Source organism: Serratia marcescens (assembly GCF_006715005.1).
GTDB lineage: Bacteria > Pseudomonadota > Gammaproteobacteria > Enterobacterales > Enterobacteriaceae > Serratia > Serratia montpellierensis.
Genome location: NZ_VFMJ01000001.1, coordinates 1,595,033 through 1,614,512, shown reverse-complemented (window position 1 = coordinate 1,614,512; position 19,480 = coordinate 1,595,033). Strand labels below are relative to the sequence as shown.

At 55.7% G+C, this 19,480-nt stretch carries 15 protein-coding genes; 4 read left to right on the top strand and 11 right to left on the bottom strand.

Annotation, left to right across the window (positions count from 1 at the left end; genetic code table 11):
- Positions 1–232: 232 nt before the first annotated feature.
- Together cls and FHU12_RS07705 are read left to right on the top strand one after the other, a co-directional pair.
- On the top strand, positions 233–1,693 hold the full coding sequence (cls, locus tag FHU12_RS07710) for a cardiolipin synthase (RefSeq protein ID WP_038877257.1): 1,461 nt from the start codon (positions 233–235) through the stop codon (positions 1,691–1,693).
- A 56-nt stretch (positions 1,694–1,749) separates the two neighbouring features.
- The gene (locus FHU12_RS07705) at positions 1,750–2,073 is read left to right on the top strand and encodes an HI1450 family dsDNA-mimic protein (protein ID WP_004932139.1); all 324 of its coding nucleotides are present in this window, start codon (positions 1,750–1,752) and stop codon (positions 2,071–2,073) included.
- A gap of 73 nt (positions 2,074–2,146) precedes the next feature.
- Here FHU12_RS07705 and oppF read toward each other — a convergent pair whose 3' ends face one another.
- The 7 genes from oppF to FHU12_RS07670 form a co-directional block, all read right to left on the bottom strand.
- Entirely contained in the window at positions 2,147–3,148 is a 1,002-nt protein-coding gene (gene oppF / locus FHU12_RS07700) for a murein tripeptide/oligopeptide ABC transporter ATP binding protein OppF (protein ID WP_025303071.1), read from the bottom strand.
- On the bottom strand, positions 3,145–4,161 hold the full coding sequence (locus tag FHU12_RS07695; RefSeq protein ID WP_043142468.1) for an ABC transporter ATP-binding protein: 1,017 nt from the start codon (positions 4,159–4,161) through the stop codon (positions 3,145–3,147). The genes oppF and FHU12_RS07695 overlap by 4 nt, the downstream gene beginning before the upstream one ends.
- Positions 4,162–4,172: 11 nt before the next feature.
- Positions 4,173–5,081, bottom strand: coding sequence for an oligopeptide ABC transporter permease OppC (gene oppC / locus FHU12_RS07690; RefSeq protein WP_141968451.1), 909 nt, complete (start codon positions 5,079–5,081; stop codon positions 4,173–4,175).
- A gap of 14 nt (positions 5,082–5,095) precedes the next feature.
- Positions 5,096–6,016 (bottom strand): oligopeptide ABC transporter permease OppB, encoded by a 921-nt coding sequence (oppB, locus tag FHU12_RS07685; RefSeq protein WP_089184696.1) that lies wholly within the window; start codon positions 6,014–6,016, stop codon positions 5,096–5,098.
- 83 nt (positions 6,017–6,099) lie between these two features.
- Entirely contained in the window at positions 6,100–7,737 is a 1,638-nt protein-coding gene (gene oppA / locus FHU12_RS07680; protein ID WP_049199093.1) for an oligopeptide ABC transporter substrate-binding protein OppA, read from the bottom strand.
- Positions 7,738–7,885: 148 nt separating this feature from the next.
- Positions 7,886–9,523, bottom strand: a complete 1,638-nt coding sequence (locus FHU12_RS07675; RefSeq protein ID WP_141968448.1) for an ABC transporter substrate-binding protein — start codon at positions 9,521–9,523, stop codon at positions 7,886–7,888.
- Positions 9,524–10,219: 696 nt separating this feature from the next.
- Positions 10,220–10,864, bottom strand: a complete 645-nt coding sequence (locus FHU12_RS07670) for a YchE family NAAT transporter (protein WP_015378089.1) — start codon at positions 10,862–10,864, stop codon at positions 10,220–10,222.
- A 531-nt stretch (positions 10,865–11,395) separates the two neighbouring features.
- Here FHU12_RS07670 and adhE point away from each other — a divergent pair.
- On the top strand, positions 11,396–14,068 hold the full coding sequence (adhE, locus tag FHU12_RS07665; protein ID WP_060439800.1) for a bifunctional acetaldehyde-CoA/alcohol dehydrogenase: 2,673 nt from the start codon (positions 11,396–11,398) through the stop codon (positions 14,066–14,068).
- 119 nt (positions 14,069–14,187) lie between these two features.
- Here adhE and FHU12_RS07660 read toward each other — a convergent pair whose 3' ends face one another.
- Positions 14,188–14,772, bottom strand: coding sequence for a thymidine kinase (locus FHU12_RS07660; RefSeq protein ID WP_141968446.1), 585 nt, complete (start codon positions 14,770–14,772; stop codon positions 14,188–14,190).
- Positions 14,773–15,473: 701 nt separating this feature from the next.
- Here FHU12_RS07660 and hns point away from each other — a divergent pair.
- Positions 15,474–15,881: a histone-like nucleoid-structuring protein H-NS gene (hns, locus tag FHU12_RS07655; RefSeq protein ID WP_004932170.1), complete on the top strand. Its 408-nt coding sequence runs from the start codon at positions 15,474–15,476 to the stop codon at positions 15,879–15,881.
- A 184-nt stretch (positions 15,882–16,065) separates the two neighbouring features.
- Here the strand turns inward: hns and FHU12_RS07650 are convergent, their stop codons facing one another.
- The 3 genes from FHU12_RS07650 to galU are packed head-to-tail and all read right to left on the bottom strand — an operon-like array spanning position 16,066 to position 19,390.
- The gene (locus FHU12_RS07650) at positions 16,066–17,076 is read right to left on the bottom strand and encodes an NAD-dependent epimerase (protein ID WP_038877245.1); all 1,011 of its coding nucleotides are present in this window, start codon (positions 17,074–17,076) and stop codon (positions 16,066–16,068) included.
- A gap of 9 nt (positions 17,077–17,085) precedes the next feature.
- A complete protein-coding gene (locus FHU12_RS07645; protein WP_141968444.1) occupies positions 17,086–18,429 on the bottom strand; it encodes a UDP-glucose dehydrogenase family protein in 1,344 nt (447 codons plus the stop codon).
- Between the two features lie 43 nt (positions 18,430–18,472).
- A complete protein-coding gene (gene galU, locus FHU12_RS07640; RefSeq protein WP_141968442.1) occupies positions 18,473–19,390 on the bottom strand; it encodes a UTP--glucose-1-phosphate uridylyltransferase GalU in 918 nt (305 codons plus the stop codon).
- Positions 19,391–19,480: the final 90 nt, after the last annotated feature.

Sequence of the window (19,480 nt, the reverse complement as noted above, 5' to 3'; positions counted from 1 at the left end):
CTCGTTCGTCTAATGCCAACCGCGGGCATTATAGTCCTTTCCGTCCGTGATCCAAGCCGCAGTTATCGGCGGTACAGCGGGCGCCACGCGGGCAAAAGCCGCCCTTTCATTTTCAGCAAGTGCCTTAACTTCATCATATTTATGTAACATAAGCGCCGATAAAAGGTTTCGCCTTGACCGATCTGTGCGTACACTCATCATTGGTGGTTTGCGAACGGGATTTTTCGCCTTTATGACAACATTTTATACCGTAATCAGTTGGCTCATGGTGTTCGGCTACTGGCTGCTGATCGCCGGCGTGACGATGCGCATTTTGATGAAACGCCGCGCGGTTCCCTCTGCCATGGCCTGGCTGCTGGTTATCTACATTCTGCCGCTATTCGGCATCGTGGCCTATTTATCGTTCGGCGAACTGCACCTGGGCAAGCGCCGGGCCGAGCGTGCCAAGGCCATGTGGCCGTCAACCGCACGCTGGCTGAAAGAGCTGAAAGAGAGCCGCCGCATCTTCGCTACCGAGTACAGTGAAGTCGCCGAACCGCTGTTCCAGCTGTGCAACCGCCGCCAGGGCATCGACGGCGTCAAAGGCAACCAGCTGCAGCTGCTCACAACCACCGACGACACGCTGAAAGCGCTGATCCGCGATATCGAGCTGGCACGCCACAACATCGAAATGGTGTTCTATATCTGGCAGCCCGGCGGCCTGGTCGATCAGGTGGCCGAATCACTGATGGCCGCCGCCCGGCGCGGCGTACATTGCCGCCTGATGCTGGACTCCGCCGGCAGCCTGCAATTTTTCCGCAGCCCCTACCCGGCGATGATGCGCAATGCCGGCATCGAAGTGGTCGAAGCGCTGAAGGTCAACCTGCTGCGCGTATTTCTACGCCGCATGGATCTGCGCCAGCACCGCAAAGTGGTGCTGATCGACAACTATATCGCCTATACCGGCAGCATGAACATGGTCGATCCGCGCTACTTCAAGCAGGATGCGGGCGTCGGCCAATGGATCGACCTGATGGCGCGCATGGAAGGCCCGGTGGCCACGACCATGGGCATCGTCTATGCCTGCGACTGGGAGATTGAAACCGGCAAGCGCATTCTGCCGCCGCCGCCGGACGTCAATATCATGCCGTTCGAGCAGGAAAGCGGCCATACCATTCAGGTGATCGCCTCCGGCCCCGGCTTCCCCGAGGAGATGATCCACCAGGCGCTGCTGACAGCGGTCTATTCTGCGCGCGAGCAGTTGATCATGACCACGCCGTACTTCGTGCCGAGCGACGATCTGCTGCACGCCATTTGCACCGCCGCCCTACGCGGCGTTGAGGTCAGTATCATCGTGCCGCGCGACAACGATTCGATGATGGTGCGCTGGGCCAGCCGCGCATTCTTCTCCGAGCTGCTGGAGGCCGGCGTGAAAATCTATCAGTTCGAAGGTGGCCTGCTGCATACCAAGAGCGTGCTGGTGGACGGCCAGCTCAGCCTGGTCGGCACCGTTAATCTGGACATGCGCAGCCTGTGGCTGAACTTCGAGATCACGCTGGTGATCGACGATGACGGCTTCGGCAGCGATCTGGCCTGCGTGCAGGAAGATTACATCGCCCGTTCCCAGTTGCTGAACGCCAAAGAGTGGCTGAAGCGGCCATTCTGGCATCGCCTGGTCGAGCGCCTGTTCTACTTTTTCAGCCCGCTGCTGTAAAAGCCGCGACGAGCGTGCTTTAATAACGCCAAATCATTTGTTATCAGGATTTTTTTATGGATTTGAATAACCGCCTTACCGAAGACGAAACGCTGGAACAGGCCTACGACATCTTTCTCGAATTGGCCGGCGACAATCTGGATCCGGCGGATATTCTGCTGTTCAACCTGCAGTTTGAAGAGCGCGGCGGCGCCGAACTGTACGATCCCTCCGAAGACTGGAGCGAGCACGTGGATTACGACCTGAACCCGGACTTCTTCGCCGAAGTGGTGATCGGTCTGGCAGACAGCGACGGCGAGCCGATCAACGACGTGTTCGCCCGCGTGCTGATCTGCCGCGAGAAAGACCACAAGCTGTGCCACATTCTGTGGAAAGAATGATTCGCCGCCAGCGCATCGGATAAAAAAAGCCCCGCTTATTCAGCGGGGCTTTTTGTTGCCGGCTAGCGGCGCATTACAGCGGATCGACCTTCAGGCAGGATACCGCGTGGCGGAAGCTGCCCTCCAGCAGCGGACGCGTCTTGGCGCACTCCGGCCCGGCGATCGGGCAGCGGGTGCGGAACACGCAGCCGGTCGGCGGGTTGATCGGCGAAGGCAGCTCCCCTTCCAACAGCTGGATCTGCTTCTCCTTCTCCTTGTCCGGATCCGGGATCGGCACCGCCGACATCAGCGCTTTGGTGTAAGGATGCTGCGGGTTGTGGTACACCTCGTCATAGGTGCCCAGCTCCACCGCATGGCCCAGATACATCACCAACACGCGATCGGAAATGTGCTTCACCACCGCCAAATCGTGGGCGATAAAGATCAATGACAGTCCCATCTCGCGCTGCAGTTGCTGCAACAGGTTCACTACCTGCGCCTGAATCGACACGTCCAGCGCAGAGACCGGCTCGTCGCAGATCACCAGCTTCGGTTCGAGGATCAGCGCGCGTGCGATGCCGATACGCTGGCACTGGCCGCCGGAGAACTCGTGCGGGTAGCGGTTGATCAGGTTAGGCAGCAGGCCGACCTTCAGCATCATCGCCTTGACCTTGTCCTTCACTTCCTGACGCGGCATTTTCGGGTAGTAGGTGCGCAGCGGTTCGGCGATGATCTCGCCGATGGTCATGCGCGGGTTGAGCGAAGCCAGCGGATCCTGGAAGATCATCTGGATATCGCTGCGGGTTTTACGCCAGTCGGCGTCGCTCATGCCCAGCAGATCTTTGCCCAGCCAGGCGACGCGCCCGCTGGTGGCCTTCACCAGGCCGATGATGGCGCGCGCGAAGGTGGATTTGCCGCAGCCGGATTCGCCGACCACGCCCAGGGTTTCCCCCTCGAACAGCCGCAGCGTGACGCCATCGACCGCTTTCAGGGTTTTCGGCGGCTGCCAGAACCACTGTTTGTCGTCATGAATGTCGAAGTGCACTTTCAGATCGGCGACTTCGAGCAGCACTTTCTTGTCGGTTACCGCTGTCATACCAACGCCTCCACCGGTTTAAAGCAGGCGCGCAGGCGCCCTTCCCCAAATTGCTCCAACGGCGGAGCGCTCGCGCACTGTTCCATGGCATACGGGCAGCGCGGCTGGAACGGACAGCCTTTCGGCAACCGCAGCAGGTTCGGCGGGTTGCCGGGAATGGTCAGCAACGCTTCACCTTCGGCGTCGAGACGCGGCACCGCGTTCAACAGGCCGATGGAGTACGGGTGGCTCGGCTGGTAGAACACCTCGCGCGCGCTGCCGTATTCCATGGTACGGCCGGCGTACATCACCAGCACCTTGTTGCAGATGCCGGCCACCACGCCCAGGTCGTGAGTGATCATGATGATGGCGGTGTTGAACTCGCGCTTCAGCTCGTTGAGCAGCGTCATGATCTGCGCCTGAACGGTCACGTCCAGCGCAGTGGTCGGCTCGTCGGCGATCAGCAGCTTTGGCCGGCACAGCAGCGCCATGGCGATCATCACGCGCTGGCGCATGCCGCCGGAAAACTCGTGCGGATACATGCGCATGCGCTTGCGCGCTTCCGGCATTTTCACCGCGTCGAGCATGCGTACCGACTCTTCGAAGGCTTCGCTTTTGCTCAGTTTCTTATGCAGCATCAGCACTTCCATCAGCTGTTCACCAACGCGCATATAAGGGTTGAGCGAGGTCATCGGGTCCTGGAAGATCATCGAGATCTCCTCGGCCCGCAGCTTGTTGAGCTGATTTTCCGGCAGGTTGAGGATTTCGCGGCCGTTGAATTTGGCCGAGCCGCCGATGCGGCCATTGCTGGCCAGCAGGCCCATCAGAGCGAACGCGGTCTGCGATTTACCGGAGCCGGATTCACCGACGATGCCCAGCGTTTCGCCGGCCCGCAGGTCGAAGTTCAGATCGTTCACCGCCGTCACGTCGCCGTCCGGCGTGGAAAACGTGACGCGCAGGTCTTTCACGTCCAGCAGCGGCGACGTTTTGACGCCGGCGCCGGTTTGCAGTTGAGGATGTTCAATGGTGCTCATGATTGCACTCCTTAACGATCTTTCGGGTCGAGGGCGTCACGCAGGCCATCGCCGATAAAGTTGAAACAAAACAGAGTGACAACCAGGAAACCCGCCGGGAACAGCAGCAACCACGGTGAAACTTCCATTGAGTTGGCGCCGTCGCTGAGCAATGCGCCCCAGCTGCTGAGCGGCTCCTGCGTGCCCAGCCCCAGGAAGCTGAGGAAGGATTCGAACAGGATCATGCTCGGCACCAGCAGCGACGCATACACCACCACCACACCGAGCACGTTCGGCACGATATGCCGCAGCACGATGTTGCGCGTGGAAACGCCGCACACCAGCGCCGCTTCGATGAACTCCTTACGTTTGAGACCGAGGGTTTGGCCGCGCACGATACGCGCCATATCCAACCACGACACCATGCCGATCGCCACGAAGATCAACAGGATGTTCTGGCCGAAGAAGGTCACCAGCAGGATGACGAAGAACATGAACGGGAAGGAGTTGAGGATCTCCAGCAGGCGCATCATCACCGAGTCAACCTTGCCGCCCAGATAACCGGACATCGCGCCGTACAGGGTGCCGACCACCACCGCCACCAGCGCCGCCGCCACGCCGACCATCAACGAGATGCGCCCGCCGATCGCCACGCGCACCAGCAGATCGCGCCCGGAAGAGTCGGTGCCGAAGTAGTGCCCCGATTCCAGGCTCGGCACGGCGGACATCATCGCCCAGTCGGTATCATCGTAGGCAAATTGCGACAGCATCGGTGCCAGCACCACAAACAGCGTGATCAGCACCAGAATGAACAGGCTGCTGACCGCCGCGCGGTTGTGCATAAAGCGCCGGCGCGCGTCTTGCCACAGGCTGCGCCCTTCCACTTCCAGCTTCTCGCTGAAGTGTTCCAGAGCTTCGCTGTTCTTTTTAGTCAACATCATTCGCGTGCTCCAGATTAATAACGGATTTTCGGATCGATGACCGCATACAGCACATCGACGATCGCGTTGAACAGAATGGTCAAAGCGCCGACCAGGATGGTCAGGCTCAACACCAGGGAGTAGTCACGGTTCAGCGCACCGTTAACGAACAGCTGGCCGATCCCCGGCAGACCGTAGATGGTTTCGATCACCATCGAACCGGTGATGATGCCGACAAATGCCGGCCCCATGTAGGACAGCACCGGCAGCAGCGCCGGTTTCAGCGCGTGGCGGAAAATGATGCGACGCATCGGCAAGCCTTTGGCGCGCGCGGTGCGGATGAAGTTGGAGTGCAGCACTTCAATCATCGAGCCGCGCGTGATACGGGCGATGCTGGCGATATAGGCCAGCGACAGCGCCACCATCGGCAGAATGATGAATCTAGGCGCGCCGCCGTTCCAGCCGCCGCCCGGCAGCCATTTCAGCGTGATGGCGAAGATCAGCACCAACAGCGGCGCCACCACGAAACTGGGTATCACCACCCCGGTCATGGCGAACCCCATCACCGTGTAGTCCCATTTGGTGTTCTGATTCAACGCGGCGATCACGCCGGCGCTCACGCCCAGCACCACCGCCAGCAGAAACGCGGCCAGGCCGAGTTTGGCGGAAACCGGGAAAGAGCTGGCGACCAGATCGTTGACTGAATAGTCCTTATATTTAAAGGACGGGCCGAAGTCTCCCTGCGCAAGCTGCGCCAGATAATGACCGTACTGTTTCCAGATCGGGTCGTTCAAATGGTATTTGGCTTCGATGTTTGCCATCACTTCCGGCGGTAATGCGCGTTCCCCGGTAAATGGACTGCCGGGCGCCAGGCGCATCATGAAGAATGAGATGGTGATAAGGATAAATAGTGTCGGGATCGCTTCCAATAAGCGACGAAGTATAAATTTAAGCATTGCCCTAACCCTGTGCGACAGCCTGATGACGGCTTATTATTCTCAACATGGGCCGGCGGCCTGCGCCGCCGGCTCTTACCGTATCAATGCTTGATGATGTACAGGTTTTTGTCGTACACGTTATCAAGCGGGTCTTTGCCGGTGTAGCCACCGACGTAAGGTTTCACCAAACGGGCGTTCACATAGTAATACAGCGGAACGATGGCGGAATCTTTATCCAGCTGAACTTCCGCTTTCTGATACAGTTCGGCGCGCTCGTCTTTGGTCTTCGCGGTCAACACGTTGGCCATCAGCTTGTCGAACTCGGCGCTCTTATAGTGCGGGGTGTTACTGCTGCTGTCGGACAGCATCATGTTCAGGAACGAGCTCGGCTCGTTGTAGTCGGCGCACCAGCCGGCACGCGCCACGTCATAGGTACCCTGATGACGGGTATCCAGGAAGGTTTTCCACTCCTGGTTCACCAGCTTCACGTCCACGCCCAGGTTTTTCTTCCAGATGGAGGCGGCGGCGATCGCCAGCTTCTTGTGCAGATCGGAAGTGTTGTACAACAGGGAGAAGGTCAGCGGTTTGCCCGGGCCGTATCCGGCGTCAGCCAGCAGTTTCTTCGCCACTTCGTTGCGTTTTTCCTGCGTCCAGCCGAACCACTCCGGTGCGGTCAGCTTGGCACCGTCGGTGTATGGCGGCGTAAAGCTGTAGGCCGGCAGGTCGCCCTGGTTTTTCACCTTGTTGACGATGATGTCGCGATCCATGCCCAGCTTCAGCGCTTCACGCACGCGCGCATCGGTGAACGGCGCCTTCTGGTTGTTGATTTCGTAGTAATAGGTGCACAGGTAAGGATCGACATGCACCTCTTTCGGGATCTCTTTCTTCAGTTTTTGGAACAGTTCGATCGGCATGTTGTTGTAGGTCATGTCGATTTCACCGGTGCGGTAGCGGTTAACGTCGGTCACTTCCGACGAAATAGGCAGGAACGTCACTTTATTGATGATGGTTTTGGCGTTATCCCAATATTCCGGGTTGCGTTCCAGTACGATGCGTTCGTTGACAATCCAGTCTTTCAGTTTGTAAGCGCCGTTGCTGACGTAGTTGGCCGGCAACGTCCACTTCTCGCCAAACTTCTCCACCGCGTCTTTGTAAACCGGCTTCATGGCGTAGTGTGGGGTCATTTCAACCAGATAAGGCACCGGCTCGCTCAGGGTCACCTGGAAGGTGTGGTCGTCGATGGCCTTCACGCCCAGCGTCGACTTGTCTTTTTTACCGGCGATGATGTCATCGACGTTTTCCACATGGGCATACTGCAGGTAGCTGGCGTAAGGCGACGCGGTTTTCGGATCCACCACGCGCTGCCAGCTGTAGACGAAATCTTGCGCCGTCACCGGCTTGCCGTTGGACCATTTTGCGTCTTTACGCAGGTGGAAGGTCCAGACTTTGAAATCCTTGTTATCCCAGCTTTCCGCGACGCCCGGCACGATGGAACCGTCCGGGCTGTTGTTCGCCAAACCTTCCATCAGGTCGCGCGTGACGTTGTTTTCCGGCACGCCCTCGATTTTGTGCGGATCCAGCGACTGCACTTCGGAACCGTTGTTTTTGACGATTTCCTGCTTGTCGGCCAGCTGCACGCCCGCCGGGACGTCAGCGGCGAAGGCGCTGGTGGTTGCTGTGATACCCAGCGCGGCGATGACGCCGGCGGCAATGAGCGTTTTCTTCGTGATGTTGGTCATACTTATCGACTCCAGTTTTTTATTATCACAGGTTCTTCGTGGAACCTGCGTTGCCCGTAAGCGGACTTTGTTTTCCCGCCGCCGCGGAACGAATGCGGCGGCCGGCCTTCCCTATATTCCCCAGCGCCTCGGCGTGAGGAATACCCCTTTACTGCTTGATAATGTAGAGATTTTTAACGTCGGTATAGTCCAGCGGATCTTTGCCGGTGAACCCACCCGCCGTCGGCTTGATCAACCGCGCGCTGACGCGGTAATAAACCGGAACCAACGCGGAGTCTTTGTCCAGCTGCGCTTCCGCCTGCTGATAGAGCGCGGCGCGCGCGGCCTCATCCGGCGCCTTCAGCGTGGCGGCCATGATAGCGTCGAACGCCGGGCTCTTGTAGAACACGGTATTGATGCTGCTGTTGGACAGCACCAGATTCAGGAACGCGCTGGGTTCGTTGTAATCCCCGCACCAGGTGGCGCGCGCCACGTCGTATTGCCCCTGATGGCGGCTCTCCAGCGAAGTCTTCCACTCCTGATTGCGCAGCGTGACCTCGGCGCCCAGGTTCTTCTTCCACATCGACGCGGCGGCGATCGCCTGCTGTTTGTTTTGATCAGAGGTGTTGTACAGCAACGAGAACTTCAGCGGCTTGGCGTCGCTGTAACCCGCTTCCGCCAGCAGTTTCCTGGCTTCGGCGTTGCGTTGCTCCTGACTCCAGCCGGCCCACGCAGGCTGAGTGAAGCTGGCGCCTTCCGTGAAGGTTGGCGTAAAGCTGTAGGCCGGGATCTGCCCCTGGCCCATGATCTTGTTGGCGATAATGTCGCGATCCAGCGTCATCTTCACCGCCGTACGCACGCGCGGATCGGTGAACGGCGCCCGCTTGTTATTGAGCTCGTAATAGAAGGTGCACAGATAAGGGTTAACGTGCAGCTGTTCGGGCATTTCGCGCTTCATCTTGACGTACAGGTACGGCGGAATGGCGCTGTTGGTGATGTCGATCTCGCCGCTGCGGAAGCGGTTGACGTCGCTCACTTCTGAGGTAATCGGCAGGAAGGTCGCCTGGTTGATCACCGTCTGCTTGTTGTTCCAGTAGCTCGGGCTGCGCTCTAGCACGATGCGCTCGTTCACCACCCACTCTTTCAGGCGGTAAGCGCCGTTGCCGACATAGTTGGCCGGCAGCGTCCATTTATCGCCGAATTTCTCCACCACCGCCCGTTTCACCGGTTTGAGCGATGTGTGGCTCAGCATGCTGATGAAATACGGCACCGGTTCGCTCAGAGTCACCTGCAGCGTCTGGTCGTCCAGCGCCTTAACGCCGAGGGTCTGCGGAGGCTTCTTACCGGTCAGGATGTCGTCGATATTCTCGACTTTGGTGTATTGCAGGTAGCTGGCATAGGGCGAAGCGATTTTCGGATCGGCCAGACGCTGCCAGCTGTAGACGAAGTCTTGCGCGGTCACCGGGCTGCCGTCGCTCCACACCGCGCCGGGGCGCAGGTGGAAGGTCCACTGCTGATAATTCTGGTTTTCCCAGCTTGTCGCCGCCGCCGGCACCACATGCCCGTTGGCGTCGGTGCTCACCAGCCCTTCAAGCAGGTTAAGAATGATATTGCTTTCCGGTACGCCCTCGACCTTATGCGGATCCAATGAAGCCACTTCGCTACCGTTGTTGATCACAATATTCTGCTGCTGCGCCAATTGGACGCCGGCCGGAACCTCTGCCGCCAAACTGCTATTTACGGCGCCGGCGCCCAACGCGCCGCTAATCAACAAGGTCAGAGAAGTACGCTTCAGGGTTTGCTGCATAATCGAGGCTCCTTTTCACCGACAAGCATCGCTTATCGAAGTTTGTGAAGTGTTTATAAGAATTCTAAATAAACGGATACCAGCAAAAATCATTCCCGTTTTTGTGGCGCATTTCAGTTAATTGACCACGGGAAAGTTGCTCGGAAATTAGCAGAAGCCAAATTCCATAGCCAATAAATTTTACGAAAATGTTAAGCAATTCTCTTTTATCGCACGAAGCCCAATCCGGCCCCCAAGATCGAAGGCAGGAAAAATCAATCTCATCATTATGATTTTAAAGATAAAAAAACCAAATTCATTTCGTTTGAAACCGACAGCGCAATCTCACCGCCGCAAAAAGAAACATTCAGTTAACAATCTAACCATTCAAAGAACAAACACCTGCCTATGTGCGGTTAATCACTAATAACACCTGGATGAAAGTGAGACAAGCCCCACAGAATGATGTGACTAATTTAACAACAACGTGACCGTTGAGCGGGGGCGAAAGGGGCAGAAATGGGGGAGGAAAAGTGATTGAAATAACGCTTAGCGTTTTTTTTGAACAGCAACATGAGATTTATGCAACATAAGAGTGCAACCGCATAAATTTTATTCATCCTGTGCACTATAATAATGCGAGCCAATAAATAATTTAAACTTTAAAATTAATTTTAGCCACGCTAACGCGAAAGAGGCGCGGCTAAACAAGGCGTATTACAACAGACCGGGGAATATCGCCTTAATGCCGGTAACGATAAACTCGATGCCGAGCGCCATCAGCAGTAGACCCATGATACGGGTGATCACGTTGATGCCGGTCTGCCCCAGCAGACGCACCAACAGTGGCGCGGCGCGGAACAACAGCCAGCAGCAAAAGGCGAACAAGGCGATCGCGACCGTAAAGCCGAGCAGGCTTTGCCAGTTGTGATAACGGGAGCTCCACACGATGGTGGAACTGATCGCTCCCGGCCCCGCCATCAGCGGCAGCGCTAACGGCACCACGCCGATGCTTTCGCGGATCGCGCTCTCCGACTTCTCCTGTTTGTTCTGTTTGTCTTCCCCCAGCTTGCCGCTGATCATCGACATGGCGATGGTCACCACCAGAATACCGCCGGCGATGCGGAACGAATCGATAGAGATGCCGAACATCCGCAGGATCCCTTCGCCCAGGAACAGCGAGGTCCACAGAATGATGGCGACCGACAGGTTGGCGGTCAGGTTGGTTTTATTGCGCCCCGCCTCCGCCTGGTAGCTGGTCATGCTGATGAACACCGGCAAAATGCCCACCGGGTTGACCAGCGCAAACAGACCGACAAAGAACTTGATAAAGCCGGAAAGATCCAACAGAGATTGGCCCACAGATGGCTCCGCATTAATCGCTATAAAAAGGTGTGCTGCCTATGCGCGCTAATGTAATGGAATTGCCGCGGGTAATCCATCCGGCCAGAGCAGCATTTTTGACTGTCAGCAAGTTATGCAGCGAAACAAATGCCCTTTGTTAAAGTGATGTATGGCCTTTTGATTTTTTATGTTGAAAAAAGAGTCATTGCTCACAGTTATCAAGAATGATTCCCAACACCCGCAAGCTGAAAGGTGTCAGCTTGCTGTTTTCATGATTTAGATCACAAATCAACTACCCAACAGTGGGTAAGCTCTTAGTCGTAGGCAGGGAGTAGAACAAAGTGGGTGGCCACATCGCCGATTCCGTTCTCCTCACGGTCTGCCCCTCCGGCTGGCGTAGGGTAAAGCTCTTTAAGCAAATCAGCAGCATGCGAAGAAATAACGCGGGAAAGCCCCGGTATTCTCATCACCGTTTATTCCCGTTATGACTATACTAGTGGCTCGCACGGCTTATTTACTGAAAGAGTTTAACATTATCAGGAGAGCATTATGGCTGTAACGAATGTCGCTGAACTGAACGAGCTTGTCGCACGTGTCAAAAAAGCCCAGCGCGAATATGCCAACTTCACTCAAGAGCAAGTGGATAAAATCTTCCGCGCTGCCGCCCTCGCCGCTGCTGATGCCCGTATCCCGTTGGCCAAAATGGCCGTGGAAGAATCCGGAATGGGTATCGTCGAAGACAAAGTGATCAAAAACCACTTCGCTTCCGAGTACATCTACAACGCCTATAAAGACGAAAAAACCTGTGGCATCCTGTCTGAAGATGACACTTTCGGTACCATCACCATCGCCGAACCTATCGGCCTGATTTGCGGTATCGTTCCTACCACCAACCCAACTTCTACCGCGATCTTCAAAGCGCTGATCAGCCTGAAAACCCGTAACGGCATCATCTTCTCGCCGCACCCGCGTGCGAAGAATGCCACCAATAAAGCCGCCGATATCGTGCTGCAAGCCGCTATCGCCGCCGGCGCGCCGAAAGACATCATCGGTTGGATCGACCAACCGACCGTCGAGCTGTCCAACCAGCTGATGCACCACCCTGACATTAACCTGATCCTGGCCACCGGTGGCCCGGGCATGGTGAAAGCCGCCTACAGCTCCGGCAAGCCGGCCATCGGCGTCGGTGCCGGTAATACACCGGTCGTGGTAGACGAAACCGCAGACATCAAACGCGTGGTCGCCTCTATCCTGATGTCCAAAACCTTCGACAGCGGCGTTATCTGCGCTTCCGAACAGTCGGTCATCGTCGTTGACGCTATTTATGATGCGGTACGCGAACGCTTCGCTTCCCACGGCGGCTATCTGCTGCAGGGTAAAGAACTGAAAGCGGTTCAGGACATCATCCTGAAAAACGGCGGTCTGAACGCGGCTATCGTCGGGCAATCCGCACCGAAAATCGCCGAGATGGCAGGTATCAAGGTGCCGGCCAACACCAAAGTGCTGATCGGTGAAGTGAAGCTGGTCGACGAGTCCGAACCTTTCGCCCATGAAAAGCTGTCGCCTACCCTGGCGATGTACCGTGCCAAAGACTTCGAAGACGCCGTCGCCAAAGCTGAAAAACTGGTCGCCATGGGCGGTATTGGCCACACCTCCTGCCTGTATACCGACCAGGATAACCAAACGGCTCGCATCGCCTACTTCGGCGATAAAATGAAAACGGCTCGCATCCTGATCAACACCCCGGCTTCTCAGGGTGGTATCGGCGACCTGTATAACTTCAAACTCGCGCCTTCGCTGACGCTGGGTTGCGGCTCCTGGGGTGGTAACTCCATCTCTGAAAACGTCGGACCTAAACACCTGATCAACAAGAAAACTGTAGCGAAGCGAGCAGAAAACATGTTGTGGCATAAACTTCCGAAATCGATCTACTTCCGCCGGGGCTCGCTGCCTATCGCGCTGGAAGAAGTGGCGACCGACGGGGCAAAACGCGCCTTCATCGTGACCGACCGTTTCCTGTTCAACAACGGCTATGCCGACCAGATCACCAAGGTTCTGAAGTCTCACGGCATCGAAACCGAAGTGTTCTTCGAAGTGGAAGCCGACCCGACGCTGAGCATCGTGCGCAAGGGCGCCGAGCAGATGAACTCCTTCAAACCGGACGTCATCATCGCGCTGGGCGGCGGTTCGCCGATGGACGCCGCGAAAATCATGTGGGTGCTGTACGAACATCCTGAAACGCACTTCGAGGATCTGGCGCTGCGCTTCATGGACATCCGTAAGCGTATCTACAAGTTCCCGAAAATGGGCGTGAAAGCGAAGATGATCGCCATCACCACCACGTCAGGCACCGGTTCGGAAGTCACGCCGTTTGCCGTCGTAACCGACGACACCACCGGACAGAAATACCCGCTGGCTGACTATGCGCTGACCCCGGACATGGCAATTGTCGATGCCAACCTGGTGATGAACATGCCGAAATCCCTGTGCGCCTTTGGCGGTCTGGATGCGGTCACCCACGCGCTGGAAGCCTACGTTTCGGTGCTGGCGAACGAATACTCCGACGGCCAGGCGTTGCAAGCGCTGAAACTGTTGAAAGAGTATCTGCCGGCCAGCTATAAAGAAGGCGCGAAAAATCCGGTTGCCCGTGAACGCGTGCACAACGCCGCCACCATCGCCGGTATCGCCTTCGCCAACGCCTTCCTCGGGGTCTGTCACTCCATGGCGCACAAGCTGGGTTCGGAGTTCCACATTCCGCACGGCCTGGCCAACGCGATGCTGATTTCCAACGTCATTCGCTACAACGCGAACGACAACCCGACCAAGCAGACGGCCTTCAGCCAGTACGACCGCCCTCAGGCGCGCCGCCGCTACGCTGAAATCGCCGACCACCTCGGCCTGAGCGCACCGGGCGACCGCACTGCGCAGAAGATTGAGAAACTGCTGGCCTGGCTGGACGAGCTGAAAACCGAGTTGGGCATCCCCACCTCCATCCGTGAGGCGGGTGTGCAGGAGGCGGACTTCCTGGCGAAAGTCGACAAGCTGTCGGAAGACGCATTCGACGACCAATGCACCGGCGCCAACCCTCGCTATCCGCTGATTGCCGAACTGAAGCAAATCATGCTGGATACCTTCTACGGCCGCGAATTCAGCGAAGCGGTAGAAGAGGAAGCAGCGGCCCCGGCTGCAGCCAAAGCCGCGGTAAAGAAGCCCAAGAAATAACGGTTCCGTGAACCGATAAAAAAACCCGCCAAACGGCGGGTTTTTTATTGCGCCCGAGGCGCTGCCTTTCGGCGCACGCCGCCAAAACCCTTCAGCGGGCTCTGGCGGCGTTTTCACCCCTAATCCAGGGAGTGAATCGCCTCTTTATAATGCTTGCGGCAGACGGAGACATAGCTCTCGTTACCGCCAATCACCACCTGTTCACCGGCATGCATCGCTTTGCCATTCTCGTCCAGTCGCAACACCATATTGGCTTTGCGCCCGCAGTGACAGATGGTTTTCAATTCCACTAGCTTATCGGCCCAGGCCAGCAAATATTGGCTGCCGGTAAACAATTCACCGAGAAAATCGGTGCGCAAGCCGTAACACAATACCGGAATGTCCAGTTGGTCCACCACATCGCACAATTGCTCAACCTGCGCTTTGGTCAGGAACTGGCTTTCATCGAGCAGCACACAATGCACCTGCTGCTGTTGATACTCTTGCTGAATCATGGCGAAGAGCATTGAGTCGTTGTTATAAAGCTGGGCCTGCGAAGATAATCCGATGCGTGAGCTGACTTTGCCTACGCCATAGCGGTGATCGATCTCCGCGGTGAACACCAGCGTGCGCATCCCACGCTCTTGATAGTTATATGAAGACTGTAGCAGCGCGGTAGACTTGCCGGCATTCATCGCAGAGTAATAAAAATAAAGTTGAGCCATGGCCCCGCCACTCCGATGGTATAAGAAATATTCAAATGTTGATTAGGACGGTGAGTGTACCATAACCCGCCCCCCGGCTCAGCCCAAAGCGTACGAATATTGCGTTCGCCGTAATAATGCGCTTTCAAGCGAAACATATCGTTCTGTCGGCATGTTCTTTTAACAGCTATTTACAGGATAATGTATGCCTGTCATCACTATTAATTCTTGCTAATGGTTAGGCTCGGTCATTTGCCCATTATGCATAGCCACCCTTTCCCCTCCACAGGCGCTGTAGCCGCGCTGGAACGCCTGTCTATTATACGTTAGGCCAATAACGGGCATTTAATCGCCTCCGCCGACGCCCCGACGTTACCTGACGCAATCTTTACCTATATACCCCTATTGTTTACAATGTCTGCCTTGCCATGGCGTGATTAAGCCCACAGAACCCATTGTAATATTGATATAAATTACGGCGATAACTTATCGATGAAAGCCTTGCGCCACGTGCCCTTTAAAGCATATCTGCTGAAATTTTGACTTAAGCACGATGAAGGTAATAGTTAACAGGCCTTCCTATTATTTGTCGGACTGATCCGATTAATGGTTTTTTTAAAGGTAAATTTGAGTATTCAAGTCAATTTGGCTATTGCAGAAAAGAAAAGAGCACTCTATTATTATCGAGACGCCCCCCACCAATATAATTTGAGACTAGGACAATGAGCGAAGCATTAAAGATTTTGAACAACATCCGCACCCTGCGCGCCCAGGCAAGAGAATGCACTCTGGAAACGCTGGAAGAAATGCTCGAGAAACTGGAAGTTGTTGTGAACGAACGTCGCGAAGAAGACAGCCAGGCTCAAGCAGAAATCGAAGAACGCACTCGTAAGCTGCAGCAATACCGCGAAATGCTGATTGCTGACGGCATCGACCCGAATGAACTGCTGCAAACCATGGCTGCTAACAAGGCTGCCGGTAAAGCAAAACGTGCAGCACGTCCTGCTAAATACCAATATAAAGACGAAAACGGCGAGCTGAAAACCTGGACCGGCCAAGGCCGTACGCCTGCGGTGATTAAGAAAGCTATCGAAGAGCAAGGTAAATCTCTGGACGATTTCCTGCTGTAATAGCGATTCAGTCCGTATCTGAAAGGCTCCCTGCGGGGGGCCTTTTCATTTTAAAGCTTATCGTTCTGTTCCCGCCGCCCTATCCTTTTAGTAAATATCCTAATTCGCTTTTCCTTCGAGCATGAAATTTCTGTGAAAAAAAAAGGGCCCCTAAGGCCCCCTTTATCGCATTACCCACGTTCAATTATTGAACCTGGTAGAATGCCTTATACCAGTCAACGAAGCGCTTCACCCCCTCTTCAACGCTGGTTTCCGGTTTAAAACCAATGTCACGATAAAGCTCTTCCGTGTCTGCGCTGGTATCCATCACGTCGCCAGGCTGCATCGGCAGCATATTCTTACGGGCGGTCACCCCCAATGCCTGCTCCAACGCACGGATATATTCCATCAGTTTAACAGGCGTGTTATTGCCGATATTATAAACATGATACGGTGCGGAGCTGGTCGCCGGCGATCCTTGTTCAACGGTCCATGACGGGTCTGCCTGCGGAATAACCGCCTGCAGCCGCACAATCGCCTCAGCGATATCATCGATGTAAGTAAAGTCACGGTGCATTTCACCGTGGTTATATACATCGATGCTCTCTCCCGCCAATATGGCCTTGGTGAATTTGAACAGCGCCATATCCGGACGCCCCCAAGGGCCATATACGGTAAAGAAGCGCAGCCCCGTCGTTGGGAGACCGTATAAATGGGAGTAGCTGTGTGCCATCAGCTCATTGGCCTTTTTCGTTGCCGCATACAATGATACCGGATGATCAACCGAATCTTCGGTCGCAAACGGCAGCTTGCGATTCAGGCCATATACCGAACTGGAAGAGGCGTAGAGCAAATGCTCAACTTTATTATGACGGCAACCTTCCAGAACGTTTAAATGGCCGATCAGGTTAGCATCCGCATAAGCCAACGGATTGACCAGCGAATAACGTACGCCGGCTTGAGCCCCCAAATGAATGACTCGTTGGAACTGATGCTCGGCGAACAATGCCGCCATCCCTTCACGATCGGCCAAATCCAGCTTGATAAAGCGGAATCCCGGCTTATCCGCCAGTCTGTCCAGACGGGCCGTTTTCAGGCCCACGTCATAATAGTCGTTCAGGTTATCAATGCCGACAACCTGATGACCGGCGGTCAACAAACGCTCTGCAACGTGATAGCCAATAAATCCTGCGGCGCCTGTAACCAGGAATTTCATGCCCACTCCTTAAATAACCGGTTTAATCGAGGCGCCGCGGCCAATCGCGTAGTAGGTAAAACCGCGATTCTCCAGACGCTCCGGATCGTACAGGTTACGTCCATCGAAGATCACCGGCTGCTTCAGTTCACTTTTAATCACGTCGAAGTCCGGTGCGCGGAAATTCTGCCATTCGGTGCAGATCACCAGAGCATCGGCGCCGTGCAGCGCAGCCTCTTTGGTTCCCATCAGCTTCAAGTCGTCACGCTGCCCATAGATGCGTTGAACTTCGTTCATCGCTTCCGGATCGTAGGCTTGAACGGTGGCGCCGGCGGCCCACAGCTGCTCTATCAACACACGGCTGGACGCTTCACGCATGTCATCGGTATTCGGCTTGAACGCCAGGCCCCACAGCGCGAAGGTTTTACCCTTCAGATCGCCGCCGAAGTAGTCTTTGATAAAGCTGTTCAGCTTGTCTTTCTGTTGGTAGTTGACCTGCTCTACCGCCTGCAGCAGCTTCGGTTGATAACCGATCTGCTCCGCCGTGCGGATCAACGCCTGGACATCTTTCGGGAAGCAAGAACCACCGTAGCCGCAGCCAGGGTAGATAAAGTGATAACCGATGCGTGAGTCGGAGCCGATACCCTGACGCACTTTCTCAATGTCCGCCCCCAGCATTTCCGCCAGGTTGGACATTTCGTTCATGAAGCTGATTTTGGTCGCCAGCATGCAGTTGGCGGCATACTTGGTCAGCTCCGCGCTACGGATATCCATCATGATCATACGATCGTGATTGCGGTTAAACGGCTCGTACAGCTCGCGAATAGGTTCGATCACATCTTTATTATCGGTACCGATCACGATGCGCTCAGGGCGCATACAGTCAGCTACCGCCGCGCCTTCCTTCAGGAATTCCGGGTTAGACACTACGTCGAACGGCACGCTGCTGCCGCGTTTCGCCAGCGTTTCCGCCATCACCTGACGCACTTTGTCCGCCGTGCCGACCGGAACGGTGGATTTGTCGATCACCACTTTACGATCGGTCATGTGCTCGGCGATGGTGCGCGCAACCGCAGTGACATATTTCAGGTCAGCGGAACCGTCCTCATCCGGCGGCGTGCCGACGGCGATAAACTGGATATTCCCGTGCGCCACGCCCGCTTTGGCATCGGTGGTGAAATGCAGGCGCCCAGCTTCATAGTTTTTCTGCACCAGCGGCGTCAGACCCGGTTCGAAAATCGGGATATTCCCCTTTTTCAGGTTTTCGACTTTTCGCTCATCGACGTCAATACACATAACGTCATGGCCAACTTCAGCCAGTACGGCGGCCTGCACCAGCCCCACATAACCAATACCAAAAACTGTTACTTTCATGTGAAAATCCTAGTTTTTCAAATTAAGACGAAGGATCGCTCAATTACTTCTTGTCAGCGGCAACAACCTGTTGCAGCCACTGAGAAAATTCTTTGCCCAGGCTGGCATGGCGCATGCCATATTCCACAAAGGCCTGCATGTAACCCAGTTTGTTACCACAATCATGGCTCACGCCTTTCAGGTGATACGCTTCCACCGTTTCCTGCTGCATCAGCATTTCGATACTGTCAGTCAGCTGAATTTCGTCGCCGGCGCCGGGAGGCGTTCTCGCCAACAGCGGCCAAATATCGGCGGACAGCACGTAACGACCCACGATCGCCAGGTTGGAAGGCGCTTTATCCGGCGACGGCTTCTCGACCACGCTGACCATCGGCGCGCTTTCGCCGGGCTGCAGCTCGACGCCCTTGCAGTCTGCTACGCCGTAGTTTCCGACATCCTTATGCGGCACGGGTTCAACCATGATCTGGCTGACGCCGGTGGCTTCGAAGCGCTGCAGCATGTCGTGCAGGTTGTCTTTTTTCGGATCGGCGCTGTATTCATCGAGGATCACGTCCGGCAATACCACGGCGACCGGCTCATCGCCCACGATCGGGTAGGCGCACATGATAGCGTGCCCCAGGCCTTTGGCATTCCCCTGACGGACTTGCATCACGGTAACGCCTTTCGGGCAGATCGACTGTACTTCATCCAGCAATTGGCGCTTGACGCGTTTTTCCAGCATCGCTTCCAGTTCGAAACTGGTATCAAAATGGTTTTCGATCGAGTTTTTGGAGGAGTGAGTGACCAGCACAATCTCGTTAATCCCTGCCGCAATGCACTCATTGACGACGTATTGGATCAGCGGTTTATCAACCAGCGGCAGCATTTCTTTTGGAATGGCTTTGGTGGCTGGTAACATCCGCGTACCCAAGCCTGCAACCGGGATCACGGCTTTTCTGACTTTGCGATTTACAGCAGGCATTATTTCCTCTCTTAAAGCTAAAGCGCTCATTTTATGAGCTTGGGCTCGATATAAAAAAACCTTCGGAGTATACCAGCTTATGCGCGCCGA

Coding starts and splice junctions, on each gene's coding strand:
- FHU12_RS07645 (WP_141968444.1), bottom strand. CDS start 18,429: ATGAAAGTAACAGTTTTTGGTATTGGTTATGTGGGGCTGGTGCAGGCC.
- oppC (WP_141968451.1), bottom strand. CDS start 5,081: ATGATGTTGACTAAAAAGAACAGCGAAGCTCTGGAACACTTCAGCGAG.
- galU (WP_141968442.1), bottom strand. CDS start 19,390: ATGCCTGCTGTAAATCGCAAAGTCAGAAAAGCCGTGATCCCGGTTGCA.
- oppB (WP_089184696.1), bottom strand. CDS start 6,016: ATGCTTAAATTTATACTTCGTCGCTTATTGGAAGCGATCCCGACACTA.
- FHU12_RS07675 (WP_141968448.1), bottom strand. CDS start 9,523: ATGCAGCAAACCCTGAAGCGTACTTCTCTGACCTTGTTGATTAGCGGC.
- hns (WP_004932170.1), top strand. CDS start 15,474: ATGAGCGAAGCATTAAAGATTTTGAACAACATCCGCACCCTGCGCGCC.
- oppA (WP_049199093.1), bottom strand. CDS start 7,737: ATGACCAACATCACGAAGAAAACGCTCATTGCCGCCGGCGTCATCGCC.
- cls (WP_038877257.1), top strand. CDS start 233: ATGACAACATTTTATACCGTAATCAGTTGGCTCATGGTGTTCGGCTAC.
- FHU12_RS07650 (WP_038877245.1), bottom strand. CDS start 17,076: ATGAAATTCCTGGTTACAGGCGCCGCAGGATTTATTGGCTATCACGTT.
- FHU12_RS07705 (WP_004932139.1), top strand. CDS start 1,750: ATGGATTTGAATAACCGCCTTACCGAAGACGAAACGCTGGAACAGGCC.
- adhE (WP_060439800.1), top strand. CDS start 11,396: ATGGCTGTAACGAATGTCGCTGAACTGAACGAGCTTGTCGCACGTGTC.
- FHU12_RS07660 (WP_141968446.1), bottom strand. CDS start 14,772: ATGGCTCAACTTTATTTTTATTACTCTGCGATGAATGCCGGCAAGTCT.
- oppF (WP_025303071.1), bottom strand. CDS start 3,148: ATGACAGCGGTAACCGACAAGAAAGTGCTGCTCGAAGTCGCCGATCTG.
- FHU12_RS07695 (WP_043142468.1), bottom strand. CDS start 4,161: ATGAGCACCATTGAACATCCTCAACTGCAAACCGGCGCCGGCGTCAAA.